The sequence below is a fragment of the Vibrio limimangrovi genome, from assembly GCF_054064025.1.
In genome coordinates, this window is record NZ_JBSUGF010000026.1 from 1 (window position 1) to 13,954 (window position 13,954).

At 44.9% G+C, this 13,954-nt stretch carries 7 protein-coding genes and 1 pseudogene; 7 read left to right on the top strand and 1 reads right to left on the bottom strand.

Annotated features, from left to right (window positions below; genetic code table 11):
* Positions 1 to 72: 72 nt before the first annotated feature.
* A pseudogene (locus tag ACWYU8_RS21750) lies at positions 73 to 858 on the bottom strand (reverse transcriptase N-terminal domain-containing protein); the annotation flags it as partial.
* Positions 859 to 1,716: 858 nt separating this feature from the next.
* Here ACWYU8_RS21750 and ACWYU8_RS21755 point away from each other — a divergent pair.
* The 7 genes from ACWYU8_RS21755 to ACWYU8_RS21785 form a co-directional block, all read left to right on the top strand.
* Positions 1,717 to 2,145, top strand: coding sequence for a hypothetical protein (locus ACWYU8_RS21755; protein ID WP_457521814.1), 429 nt, complete (start codon positions 1,717 to 1,719; stop codon positions 2,143 to 2,145).
* A 520-nt stretch (positions 2,146 to 2,665) separates the two neighbouring features.
* Positions 2,666 to 3,907, top strand: a complete 1,242-nt coding sequence (locus tag ACWYU8_RS21760; RefSeq protein WP_457521815.1) for a hypothetical protein — start codon at positions 2,666 to 2,668, stop codon at positions 3,905 to 3,907.
* Between the two features lie 311 nt (positions 3,908 to 4,218).
* On the top strand, positions 4,219 to 5,490 hold the full coding sequence (locus tag ACWYU8_RS21765; protein WP_457521816.1) for an LssY C-terminal domain-containing protein: 1,272 nt from the start codon (positions 4,219 to 4,221) through the stop codon (positions 5,488 to 5,490).
* A gap of 347 nt (positions 5,491 to 5,837) precedes the next feature.
* Positions 5,838 to 7,490, top strand: coding sequence for an ABC transporter transmembrane domain-containing protein (locus tag ACWYU8_RS21770; RefSeq protein ID WP_457521817.1), 1,653 nt, complete (start codon positions 5,838 to 5,840; stop codon positions 7,488 to 7,490).
* Complete coding sequence (locus tag ACWYU8_RS21775; RefSeq protein WP_457521818.1) at positions 7,490 to 9,574, top strand: peptidase domain-containing ABC transporter; 2,085 nt, start codon at positions 7,490 to 7,492, stop codon at positions 9,572 to 9,574. Before ACWYU8_RS21770 ends, ACWYU8_RS21775 begins: the two co-directional genes overlap by 1 nt.
* Positions 9,567 to 10,892, top strand: a complete 1,326-nt coding sequence (locus ACWYU8_RS21780) for an HlyD family type I secretion periplasmic adaptor subunit (protein WP_065300979.1) — start codon at positions 9,567 to 9,569, stop codon at positions 10,890 to 10,892. The genes ACWYU8_RS21775 and ACWYU8_RS21780 overlap by 8 nt, the downstream gene beginning before the upstream one ends.
* Before the next feature lie 12 nt (positions 10,893 to 10,904).
* Positions 10,905 to 13,954, top strand: a 3,050-nt coding sequence (locus ACWYU8_RS21785) for a VCBS domain-containing protein (RefSeq protein ID WP_457521819.1), incomplete at its 3' end; no start/stop codon positions are given.

Sequence of the window (13,954 nt, forward strand, 5' to 3'; positions counted from 1 at the left end):
TTGATTTTTGGCGAAACCAATTATACAAGTTCACCATGCCGATTAAAAAACATCCACCAAAGATCAACAGCCCCTAGCACCCTTTTTGAGTGCGGTAGACTTTATGCGTTGCTCAAGTCCTGCAAGCGTCATTAGCATCAAGGTCGGAGATATGACCCCACCTTGTGGTGTTCCCTCATCAGTGCGATAGAACAGCCCTTTGTCCATAAAACCAGACTTTAACCATTGTTCCAACATACGTTTATCTATGGCAATGTTATTAATCAGCCATTGATGTCCGATCTTATCGAAACAAGATTTGATGTCCCCCTCAAGAACCCATTGAGCTGACTTCTTTAGTGCCAGACACTTGAAGCACTGCGCAACTGCATCGGCAGTGCTGCGGTTTGGTCTAAACCCGTAGCTGTTAGGGTCTGCAAGTGTTTCTGATATTGGCTCTAGTGCAAGAAGATGAAGCGCTTGTTGCGCTCTATCGACCATGCAGGGGATACCAAGTGGTCTGAGCTTGCCGTTTTTCTTGGGGATGTAGATACGCTTGAGCGGTTTGGCTTGATAAGCTTTTCTGCTCAATTGATTGACTGCTTTCATGCGGCGCGTATCTGTATTCCAGATGACGCCGTCAATTCCAGGCGTTTTACTGCCTTTATTTTGCGATACTCGCTTAACAGCAAGTAGCTTTGCTGAACGCGAGTGAGTCAGTATCCATTGCAACGCTTTCGCTTTGCCGTGTTTACCTTCTCGTGTTGCCTTTGCAATACGCATCTGAAGCTTTAAAACATGGGATTCTACGACTTTCCAATTTATGGATTGCCATTGAGCACTGTCAGGAGTGGCACTAATCTCTTTTGAAATCATCATTTGCGTTCCTCCTTGAATAAAGTTCTTCAAATTCTCTTGCAACGGAAGACCAGTCGGAAGTCAGCTCACTTTCGTGATCAGATATAAATCTGTATCTGCATCATTACAATGCAGCCTTAGCTTTTTCCAACCTCCTTTACCTGCATCACTATCGGCCACAGAGGCTTTCCCAGAGGGAGTGATACAGGCTTACCATGTTCCGTATGCTACGCGATGGCAGGGTAGATGCCCGCTATGGTGCGGAGAGTGTGTCGATCACGAAAGAGCATGGGGCAATCTCTTTCCAACTCTCATGCCTTTTGGCTACAGCGTATAAACCACTTCCGCTGTTTCATCCGATAACGCACCTTCCACGGATTCACTTATGTTCATCATACTGCCTACCTAGCACTCACCCGATTTGTGGTTATCAGGAGGATCATTCTCTCACGATTCAGCCCCCGACAAGATGTTCCTCGTCTTCGTTACATTGTCAGAGCCGCTACTTTATTCAGGCTCCTAGGTTCATCTGGTGATACAGATGGTCCATCTCTATACGCGGAGGACAGCGCTGCATACGACTTCATGTCGCACGCCCCATTCGAAGTTACACCTAATTCATTCATTGTTTCACCAAGCGGTGATTTGACATACTTTTGGTCATACTAAAAGTGGCTACTATACGGGTGGTTATTCAGTTGATGAAAACAATTTTGTTGTACCTAGGGTTGATTAAGTCTTTTAGTGCTAGATTGAAAGAGGTTGTTAACGTCGACAAATTATCAAAATTGGCGTTAACAATAATGCCGAATATGTTGAATGTGGCTATTTAAGTTAAATATAACTGTTGTTTCATGCATTTTCTTAAAGGAGTCTCAAATGTCAAATATAAAAAAATTATTGCTTACTTCGATTGCAGTTTGTTCTACCATGAGTTTTAGTGTTCAGGCAATTAATAATGAATATGCTAAAAAATTGGAAAGATCAGGGTGCACTCAAGTGACAGAGATGCAGGGTTGTGACATCAATAAAACAAAAGAGGAAAATATTAAAGCAGGGTTCGGTTCGGTGGATTCTGAAAAGCCAAAGCAATCTGCGAGTTATCTAGACTTAAAAGGGAAAAACTCAATTAGTGCATTAGATGCAATGATAGAACATGGTTTTAAAAGCGTGGATTATTTCGAAAGCGGAAATACTCAATATGGAATTTACTTCAATTCCGAGACGCGTGTTTGTGCACAGCTTACAATTGCTGAGGGAAAAATTGTTTCAGTTGATGACATCCAGTCACATCCTAAATGTTTGTGATAACTCACTGTTATTATTCGGGTTAAATTAGAGTATATCAAGTCATCGGTTAGCCTAGGAACCTCCTAGTACAACCTGACCGCTCCTTCTTTGCCGATGGGGGAAATAGAAGAAATAAGTCGTTCTTCTCCTTTAGCTACTGGCTCTCCGATGATTCGGTTCAGTACATTAGGACCGAATTTTCTACCATGATGTGGAGCGTAATTACGGACTATCAAAGGATCGTGACTCGAACCCCGTTTAAAAGTAATAATTTCTGGCATTTCCAAAAACTTGAAACTAATACTTAAGTTAACCTTATGTTCTTTGCCAAATGATGTTTACTCTAATAGCTGAGTGGAATTAATAAGCATCTGCTGTAGGTAAATGTACTTAGATAAATGTTCAACTCTATAAAACGAGACAGCGGATGTTACTAAGACAATTCATGTCCTTAAAACTGTTATCCAGTTCATCCATACTATTCCTATTAACAAGCTGTGCGATTATCCCTGAAGACTTAGTTATGTCGAGCCCAGGAATGCATCTCACAAAGGCTGAAGCCACCAATCAACTGGCAATGGATGAATTAGCACTGCAATCGTTAATCATGTCGATGGCCGATGATTACATCGCTTCTGTTTCTGAAGTTGCCTTCCTGCACTTACGACCAAAAACTGAAAATAGTCACGAACGAGTGTTAGTTCAGTCCTTTATGCGTAACAGTTTAGGGGCTGCAACAGAAATAGCTGGAGGACGAAGCCCCGATATCGCGTTACTCGATCTCCTTGTGTTATCAACATTACAACGCTCAACTTTCGAGAATTATTGGATACCCAAAATATGGGGAGCCGAAAGAGCTAAGGATGCTTTAAATCAATTAAAGAAAACAGAAGAGCGCCTTTGGCAGCGCTCCTCTCGGCTGTTGGCACCTTCGCAGCAACAGGTACTTCGTGAGTTGATAGATGTTTGGCTCGAAGAAAATCCGGATAGGCTAGTCGTTGAGCTAACCCGATTTGACTCCTTCACAGATGCTCGTTGGATACCTCAGCATCGGCACCGACAAGAAGCCAAAGGTTTACTAGAAGAGATCGATTCTGCTGTGAGCACCGTTGATAAAGCATTACTGTTTGGGGAACGTGCAATGTGGTATTCCAGTCGCTTGACTTATATTGCCGGTGAGCAGGTAGAACTATCGGCTTACCGTATACTTGCTTCTCCCGAGATTCAGGAGATGCTAGCTCGATACGATGAAGCGAAAGAGAGGTTTGAAGAACTCCAATCTACATTGGCTTCGTATCCGACCTCACTCGCTGAACTAGAAAATAAGCTTGTTGAAGACATCCAGAAAGAGCGTGAGCTCGCGCTCAACCAACTTTTTGAATACATTGCCTATGAACGGGAACAGATCTTTGAGTCAGTTTCAAACAGTAGCAACAAAGCAGAACAGATGCTGCCTGCGACACTAGAGTTAGTAAAGGCATCTTCGGACCTGGCTGACAAAACCAACCAAGCGAGTATCAATATTGACCGTTTATTAGCGCGCTTTGATGATAGTTCAACTGATTTAGCCGGAGGACCTCCAGTCAACACACTGGAGCTAATTCAGGCATCCAGCGATCTTGCCAATCAGTTACAGCAGCTAATCTCGCATCTACAACGCGATATCAATGAATTAGAAAGGCTATCTACCAACGTGCTGGACCATATATTCTGGCGTATTGCCATTCTGATCCTGCTTGTTTTCTTTGGCTTAGCCACCCTGCGGCTCATTCCAAGATGAGAGTACGGCATCGACTCGGGTTGCCATGCTCAAAGTTGGATTTTTCTCTGGGGATGAACAACAAGTACGAGGAAGTCTGAATAACACTGCTAAGTATAGAATCAAAGATCTGCGCGCTCTCCCAGACTATTTGTTCGAACAATTGGTTGAGTGCCAACTCACGAACTCTCTGTTTACCGGAAAAGAGTTTGCTCTATAGCTCTGTGAGTGGTTCTGGATAGGAATGCCTGATGAGTTAAGTTATGTTGAGTTTGCTAGCAACAGTCACTGTGTATAGATTTAACTATTAGGAATTGAAAGGATTATTTACGATGCCCGCACGGATAAGAGCTGGATGTAAATGGCTTGTTTATTTAATAATGGCACACTTACTGTTTGGTTGTGTCGTTCACAAACCTGACTCGGGACTTACTAGTTTTTATCCCCGAATTCAGAGCCAGCGTCAGGATAATGTTCAGGTGTCAGTCTCTGTTCTGACTCGCCAAGAGAGCAAAGAATTCTTCGGAGTTGATCTTGGGCTCAAATCGATTCAGCCCGTTTGGGTAAGGATAGAGAATAAAGATAATCATCCTTATTGGATGCTCTCGTCGGGTTTGGATCCAGAGTATTTTTCCCCTCATGAAGTGGCTTACAGCCAACATAGGCTGTTTCAGCCAGGTTATAATGGCGACCTAGAACAGTACTTCGAAAAGCATAGTTTCTTTAATCCAATACCGGCAAATACTACCCAATCCGGTTTTTTTTACGTCAACCTAGATGAGGATGAGAAAGAACTAGATATTGACCTGATTAGTAAAAACGATATCAAGTTTTTTGATTTTTTCTTTGAACTCTCAGGTCTTAAAACGCACTCATTACATCAGGTTGAAGATTCCCTGGAAGAAGGAAAAAAACAACTTGATGAGAAGGAACTGCGTGAAATACTGAAGAACATGCCATGTTGCACTACAGGTCAGAATGGAGAAGTATTAGGTGACCCTCTTAATCTGGTTCTAATTGGGAACTCAGATCAGCTATTGCCTCCATTTGTGAGAAGAGGGTGGCACTATGCGGAGGATAGTTATCTTGGATCTATCTGGAAGACGATTAACTCTTTTATATTTGGTAAGCATTACCGATATTCTCCAGTGAGTAATTTATATTACAAAGGACGTAAGCAAGATGTTGCGCTTCAGAAAGCCCGAGGCACAATTCATCAGCGGAACCACATGAGGTTATGGCTGACCGAGTACGTGTATAACAATAAAGAGGTTTGGGTTGGACAGATAAGCCGAGATATAGGAGTGCGATTTACATGGCATACCCCGACATTAACAACCCATAAAATTGATCCTGATATCGATGAGGCCAGAACAGCTTTTATTGAGGATATGATATTTTCTCAAGGCTTGGTCAAAATAGGTTTTGTCCAAGGTGTAGGCGAACTGTCAAAAGAATCCCCTGGATATAATTTGACAGAGGATGAATATTATACAGATGGTTTGAGAGCTGTACTTGAGTTTGATGCTCGCCCCAGCAATATTGAAGATATACGCTTTTTTAATTGGGCTTCTCCGCCAGTGCGTAGAATGTATGACAAATAACTTACAGAAGTTATCCGATAAGTGGATATAGGCCGGAGCGCTCAACTCGTTTCTGTCTGTGAGACCTGAAGTCGTATGAAGCGTTGTTCACCACGATAAGAGTGAATCATCTGATCTGCTCCTGCCAGACTGGACATATGTGCAAGCTCAATGTAGGACTGTAAGAGTTTGTTCGTTTAAAACGGAATGGTTCTTCTGTGCGTTGAAGAAAATAACAACTTTAAGTAAAACATGTTTCATACCACAGAAATGGCCTTAGCCTATATGTGGATCTATTCATATCTGGCTAGTATATAAAAACGTATTTTTATTCGCTAACTGACGTTAAGTAAGCCGGAGTTTAGTTGATGGAACAATACTTTCAGTCCTTGAGAATAAACAAGAACTTCAACGAATTACTTTTTACTTCGATATTTATTAATCTGTTATCTCTCGCTTTACCATTTAGCATGTTGCAGATTTACGATCGAATTCTTCCTAACGAAGCGTATGGCACAGCAAATGTGTTGTTGTTGGGTGTTGCGGTTGCGATTCTTCTTGAGGTGATATTGCGCTATGTCAGAAGTTGGTTTCTTGCTTCAGCAGCTGCGAACTACGAGTTTGATGTCACTGCAAAACTGATAACGCGATTGCTAAAAGCCGATTACCAATATTTGCAGTCGTTGGGTTCCGGAAAGATTTTGAGCGGCTTGAAAAGTGTATCTAGCGTACGTGATCTCTATTCAGGGCAGGCTGCGATAGCCTTAATGGATATTCCCTTCACCTTAATATTTTTGGCGCTCATTGCTTATATCGGCGGCTGGGTGGTTCTGGTTCCTGTCGTAGTGTGGTGTATTGCAGGGCTCTGGGTTTGGCGAGTAAGTAACAAGTTATTGGAGGTAACTCAGGAACTCGCAGTCACGGAAAGTGAACGCACGCGCATTCTCGTTTTGGTCCTGTCAGGCGTGGCAACGGTAAAAGCGCTCGCGTTAGAAGCACGTATGACATACAGATATAAAGATGTTAACCACCAGAATCTGAAAAAACAAAACGAGGTTGACTGGCAAGCGGCGAAACTTCAAGAGCTAATTCAAGGTGCCTCGTTAGGCACAACGTTAGCGCTTGTTATTGTCGGGTGTTTGGCGGTATTGGATGGCCAAATGACCACCGGTGGTTTGGCTGCATGCTCGATCTTGGCTGGGAGATCGGTCGCACCGCTCAGTGCTTTGGGTAGCCTGCGTGCAAAATTAGTGACGGCACGCGCAGCCAGTCAGGACATTGAAGACTTAATCAATGCACCTCAAGAGCAATTTACTGCGCAAACCGTATATCAGAGCAAACTGCCATCGGGGCCAATATCATTTACTAACGTAAGTGTGAGTAAAGTTGGCGCGTCACTTTCCGACATTAACTTGAATATCCCTTCAGGCTTCATCACCGTTGTTAATTCTAACCCCATGAGCTATGCCAGTTTGTTGTTAAGCTCACTGGGCGCTTACCATCAGCCAGAGCAAGGAACTATAGCGATCGCAGATGTACCACTGTACGAGCACGATGAGTTCGAATTTCGTCAGTCAGTTAGCTATGTCGCGCCATGGGGAACGCTGTTTCATGGGACCGTGTTGGAGAACATGACTTTCTTTCGTCATGAAAGTGAACCGTATGCGATGGAGTTGGCCGATCGGTTGGGACTGTCTGACACTATCAGCCAACTTCCTTACGGTTTTCAAACGCCAGTAGGGCGGCATGATAACGCCAGCCTGAATAAAGGAGCGATTAAGCTTATTTCTTTGATTCGGGCACTGTCTCAAAAGCCTTCTATTCTCTTACTGGATGAACCAATGGTATCGATTGATGCTGGTTCACAGTCAAGATTATTGTCATTACTCAATGAAAAGCGAGGAGACATGACGATCATCATTGCGTCCTATTTTGATGAAGTGATAGCGCTCAGCGACAGTCAAATTAGTCTATCGATTGAAGGTCGGTTGTCGTCAAAGCAAGTTATGGGAGATAGCTAATGTCGATAGAAGATCGTTCAATAATCGGTATGAAGCAGGTTATGGCAACATTTTTTGATCAACTTGGACTGCACGCGCAAGCCAGAAGCATACAAAAAGGTCATGTAGCCAATGATATCAGCTATTTAGATACCTACGTTTTATTCAAAAAGCACCAACTGGATGTCACCGTTCACTCTTGCATTGCGACAAAATTAAAAGACTCGGTTTATCCCTTTATTTGGGTAGATGACTCGGGCAGAGCTGAGATTGTTCGCTGGCGTCAAAATCAGTGGCAAAAGCTTGGAGAAAATAAGCAATGGCACAGTCTGGATGGTAAGCCGGAAAGTGGCTTTGTGTTTATCGTTAACGCATTACCTATGGAAGGAAACAAAACTCAGCGTTTTCTGTCTCATTTTCGTAAGAAAGTGAAATGGTATCGTCCTATTTTCTGGTTAAGTCTTTTGTCTGGGGTAACGGGTTTAGCCATTCCTCTATTTACTATGGCTGTTTATGATCGCGTTATCGGTGGTCATGCACCGCAGATTCTACCCAACATTGCTTTTGGTGCGGTGTTGGCGTTGATCATTATGGTTGGCAGCCGATTTTTCCGTGCTCGATTGATCGCAGGGGTGAGTAATCGGTTTGCAAGAGATTTATCTGCGTTAACTTTTAACCGATTATTAAGCATGCCACTGGCGGTATTGAGCCGAGTGGGGTTGGCCAGCCACATTAGCCGTATTCGAAATTCAGAAAATGTGCGTAAGGTTATATCCGGCCCTTCTGGATCAGGTCTGGTGGATTTGCCGTTCACGTTGATACCACTGCTAGCCATCACATTATTAAGCGGTTGGTTAGTGCTTGTGCCTATCGCGATGTTGATGATTTTCTATTTTATTTTAAAAGGGTTAGAGCGGTATGTAAAAGCAGCCTCGCCAACGATAAGCAGTGATTATCAAGGTAGCTTCAACGAAATATCACAGTGTATTCTTAATCTGAAAATAGCGGGCGAATCCCAAGGTTGGTATCAGCATTTCATGCGTAGAGCCAAAGAGAACAGCCAGCAAAACTTTCTCTATTCTAAACGTAACGGATTAAATAGCGCCGTCGCGCATGGGATGGGGCTGACTACTGTATTGGTATCTGTATTTACAGGCATTTTTCTGGTGCTGAATCAGCAGATGTCGCCAGGTGCTTTGATCGCGACCACTATGCTGATTTGGCGGGTTACTGGACCTGCTCAGTTGGCGTTTGCCTCGCGCCAGAAGTTTGCCATGGTCAAAGGCACTATCGCACAGTTTGATCGTTTGATGGAGGTTCCAACAGAGTTTCATTCGTTGAGGCTTGAGTCTCCGGAAACACATCAGCCTCCTTCGGTTTCATTTAAGCATGTGACTTTGCGATACGGCGCAGAAAGTGAACCTGCGTTGTCAGGGGTAACATTCGATGTAGAACCTGGTGAACTGGTGGCTGTCATTGGCCCGAATGGTTGTGGTAAAACCTCTCTCTTATTATCGGCACTCGGTGTTCTGGAAGGTCAGGTGGGTTATGTGTCTATCAACGGCAAAAACACCAAACAGTATGACCCAGAAGCGCTTCGTCATTGGGCTGCCTATAGCCCAACTCACGCAGATATTATCCCCGGTTCATTAGCCCAAAACCTCAGGGTCGCGAATCCAGACGCATCTGATGATGAAATTCGAGAGGCATTACATGCCGCAGGGGCGACCTCACTCTTGCAAGCTATCGGTGATGATATTGATGCCGAGATATTCCATCGGGGTGAAAATGTCTTTTCTGCGGTTGAAAGCTCCTATGTCGGGCTTGCCGTTGCACTACTGAAAAATTCACCTTTTTTAGTGTTGGATGAACCTATTGCCAATCGAAATCCGTATGCAAAAAGAGCGTTTAAACGGACATTGATGAAGCGTCGAGGACACGCAACAATTTTGTTTAGTAGTCATGACAAAGAACTGATCGAACTCGCAGATAAAGTGATCATTTTAGACAAAGGCAGTTTGGTGTATTGCGGACCAATTATTAAGCAAGCTGAACCGTCACAACAACCAGAACAAGCAAACGCAGGGGTAGCACAGCATGGATGATAAGCAACTGTCGAATCGTTACTTACCAGAACATGAATTTACAGAAGCCATTGAAGCACCAATGGAAAAACGCCTGATTAAACAGGTGATGTGGTTTGTTGTAGGTTCGGTATTTTTAGTCTTACTTTGGTCAGTGTTTGCCGATATAGAAGAAATCGCCAAGGCAAAAGGACAAGTTGTTCCTTTGGGTCACAAGCAGGTCATTCAAAGCCAGTCAGGAGGAACATTGGCATCGGTTTTAGTTACTGAAGGAGACTTGGTCAGCAAGGGCGATGTGATCGCGAGTTTTGTGTCGGTCGACAGCCAAGCAGTAGAAGAAGAGCTACTCGGTCAACAAGCTAATCTTCAGTTACGAATCGAACGGTATAACGCATTTATCGAAGGGCGACCAGCGGATTTTTCCTCTTATGAATTGACGTACCCTGCATTAGTCGAGCAACACCAGAAAAGTCTGGCGAGGATGAACAAAGAGCGTGAAGCGATTATGCAGTTATCAGAGTCCGAGATTGCGAAATCGAACGCAGAACTGTCGAGCATCGATTTGGAAATCCCTCCGCTTCAAGACCAGATCAATTCATCCCGCGAATCATTGCGTTTAATGAACTCACCGAGAGGCGTTCAGGCCGTATCTAAATTGACCATATCGGAAACCCAGCAGAAATTGGATGCGTATTTACGCGAGTTAAAAAGTCTCGAAGGTAGGAGAACGGTGCTGGAGAGGAACATTGACAACCAGCGCCGTCAATTTGAACAACGGGAAGCGACGCTCTTTAAAGAAGTGGGTGAAAAGCGTGCAGATGCGCATTCGGAGTTAATTGGTGTGACTGCGAGATTGAAATCTTCAGATCTGCAAATCCAGCAAGATACGGTGATGTCTCCGGTTGATGGCATTATTCAGTCGATACCGAATACGTCATCTGGGAGTGTAATCCAGCCGGGAGGCACAGTAGCCGTGGTGGTGCCGACGACTCCAACTGCCTTACTGGAAGCGAAATTGTCACCTCGAGATATTGGTTTTGTGACGGTAGGGCAACCAGCCAAAATCAAAATCGATGCGTTTGACTACAGCCGTTATGGCGCCATAGATGGTGTTGTTGAACGGATTTCGCCGACCACTGACGCCGATGAAAAAGGTGGGGTTTACTACAAAGTCCGGATTGCGATTGAGAAGCCATACTTTGGCGCAGAGCCAGGCAAGCTAAACTTGTTACCAGGTATGACTGGCGAAGCTGACATCGTCACCGGAGAAAAAACCATCTTCCAATATTTATGGAAGCCCGTATTTACCAACATGAGAGAAGCTTTTGGCGAACGCTAATAGAGGTGAGTTATGAGTAAGGACAAGAAAACACCCCCTTCGCAAGACAACAAATCTGAGTCTAAGAGCGAAGAGCAGAAAAAGCGTGAAGCCAAAGCGAAAAAGAGAGCTCAGGAACAAGATAATCAGGTAGCTAAACTCCGCGCTAAAGAGTTTCGTCGTTCTGGCTCAGAGCGTGGTTTCAATAAAGATTTGGTTGCAGATAAATCATGGCATACCGCGAGTGGTTTAGTTCATACGGAGCATCAGCAAGGAGAAGGGGACAAAGAGTCCGAAGTCCTTCCAGTTTCTGACACTGAGTTTTCCCAAACGTCAGTGTCACCCTCTGAAAAGATGGTGAAAACTCGCGCCGAAGTGAGCGATGATATGGGCGAGAATGAGAAATCCCAAAGCACGCAAGATCACCGAGGTGGCCATCACTTGGTGGCAGCCTCTTCTCATACTGATTCGGGTACCTACACGCCATTGTCAAATATATCGGGTGTGTCCAAAATAATTGCTCCTGCTCTTTTACCTGTGTTTAAACATTTAGCAGAGCATCATACGAATGATATTCACGCACTCTCACACCCCACAACCACCACTTCTTCGCAAAATCATTCGGAACAACTCGAAAGTATTTCTCATCCTTTACACATAGTCTCTTCGATGCGCCACGCTGTGTTAAAAGAAGATTCCAGTCAGGATCAAGTTGCTGGACATTTAACAACAAGTGGTGATGGTAGTCAGTCTGTTATCTGGTCAGTGGAAAACAAGGGCGGCCATTATGGTGAATTAACTCTGGATAGCCACAGTGGAGAGTGGGTCTACCACCTTGATAACCAACTGGCTTCAACCAATGCGCTTGCAGAAGGTGAGCATAAGACGGAACAGTTTGTTGTTGTCGCAACAGATAACCATGGCAAAACACTTTCAACGGTAATTAGCGTCGAAGTAGATGGCAGTAATGACCGACCAGTGATCTCTGGGGTTCATAGTGGCAGCGTAAATGAGCATGGTGTGATAGATGAAGCTGTCGGTCAATTGATAGCCGTTGATCCTGACCATGGTGACAGTGTGACGTGGTGTGTCGTTCAACCAAAAGGCAGCTTCGGTGAACTGTATATTGATGCAAGTAGTGGTGAATGGCGTTATCAGCTTGATAATAAGGCTCCTTCAACAGCGGCGCTTACTGATAGGCAAGCAGCGACAGAAACCTTTTTAGTCACGGCGACGGACTCCTCCGGTGTACCAGTGGAGCAAACAGTGACGATATCGGTACATGGAACGAATCAGAGTGCGACAGTATCAGGTATTTTTACCGGCTCGGTTACAGAAGATCTTGTATCACCTTCCGGACATTTAGAGGCTCAGGGGCAGTTGTCTGTTATCGATCCTGACTCTGGTGAGAATGCATTTACCCCTGAAATACTAACGGGTAAGTATGGTCAAATTGATATTGATGCTCACGGACATTGGGTTTATACCGCTGATAATAACAACGCCACGATACAAAGTTTAAAGGGTGGAGAACAGCTCAAAGAAGTTTTATACGTCCATACGATTGATGGAACTTCACAAGCGATTTCCATAACGGTGTCTGGAACCAATGACAAAGCGGTGATCAGTGGCGTAACGACCGGTACACTGAAAGAAGATGTTATCACTGACTATCAAGGTAAATTAGATGTTATTGATACAGATGCCGGGCAATCTGGGTTTGTCGAGCAGCCAAACACACAAGGCCAGTACGGTGTATTCAATATTGATAGTGATGGTTTGTGGCATTACGTGCTCGATAATCAACACACGAAAGTGCAGGGATTGAACGAAGGCCAACAATTAACTGAAACTTTCACGGTTAAAACGTTGGATGGAACTAGCCGCGAAATACAGGTCAATATTCAAGGCACTGACGAAACTTCAGCAGTGTCACACACCACTACACAACAAGTAGGTGGAGGAAATCCAACGACCCAAGCACCGAACACGGTAACGCCAACATTCGCACACGGTTCCAATGTACCTCATCAACCGGATAGTAACGTCAACCATGCTCCGATTATTTCCTCAACTTCTACTGTCGATGTAGATGAGGATGGCAAAATCGCTCAAGGGCAAATTCACGCCAGTGATGCTGATACCGGAGACCAATTGCATTTCTCAGCCGGACAAGTGGATGGCTTTACCCTCAATGCGGATGGCAGTTGGTCGTTCGACCCAAGCTACAGCGCGTATCAGCACCTGGCTCAGGGGCAAACTGAGACACTGACCATTCCCGTGACTGTCACCGATAATGCGGGCGCGACTGATACACAAAACCTAACAATCACTGTGACAGGTACCAATGATGGCGCAGTTATATCTGGCGCTGGAGCGCAGCTGAAAGAAGACTCGACGGTCTCAGCATCGGGTGAGTTGCAAGCCAGTGGGCAACTGACGGTTCATGATGTAGACAGCGGTGAAGCTGCATTCACACCGATCACGGATGTCACCAGTGATTCAGGTTATGGTCATTTATCACTCAGTGTCGACGGGCAGTGGCAGTACCACGCTGATAATAATCAGCCCGCTATCCAACAACTGGCGGCGGGTGAGCCACTAACAGACTCCATCACTGTCACCAGTGTGGATGGCACCCCGCACACCATTAGCGTGACGATTGAAGGGACGAATGACGCCCCAATCGTGGCGCACACCATCACCAGTCAGCAAGTTGATGAAGACAGTGCGTTACAGTTCACACTGCCAAGTGATACCTTCGGCGATATTGACCATGGCGATGCCTTGACGCTCTCCACCGGTAGTTTACCGACGTGGTTGCACTTTGATGCCTCGACGGGCACATTCAGCGGTACACCGACTAATAGCGATGTGGGCAGCACGCCAGTCACGGTCACGGCGACAGACGATCATGGCGCACAGGTGTCGACCACATTTGATTTAACCGTTAACAATGTCAATGATGCGCCAACGCTGACCCCGATAGCGTCTGTTTCTGTCGACGAGGACGGCCAGAAAGCGTCCGGTCAACTTATCGCTACCGATCCAGATGCAGGCGATACGCTGAGCTATTCGATTGC

Coding starts and splice junctions, on each gene's coding strand:
- ACWYU8_RS21770 (WP_457521817.1), top strand. CDS start 5,838: ATGGAACAATACTTTCAGTCCTTGAGAATAAACAAGAACTTCAACGAA.
- ACWYU8_RS21760 (WP_457521815.1), top strand. CDS start 2,666: ATGCATCTCACAAAGGCTGAAGCCACCAATCAACTGGCAATGGATGAA.
- ACWYU8_RS21765 (WP_457521816.1), top strand. CDS start 4,219: ATGCCCGCACGGATAAGAGCTGGATGTAAATGGCTTGTTTATTTAATA.
- ACWYU8_RS21775 (WP_457521818.1), top strand. CDS start 7,490: ATGTCGATAGAAGATCGTTCAATAATCGGTATGAAGCAGGTTATGGCA.
- ACWYU8_RS21755 (WP_457521814.1), top strand. CDS start 1,717: ATGTCAAATATAAAAAAATTATTGCTTACTTCGATTGCAGTTTGTTCT.
- ACWYU8_RS21780 (WP_065300979.1), top strand. CDS start 9,567: ATGGATGATAAGCAACTGTCGAATCGTTACTTACCAGAACATGAATTT.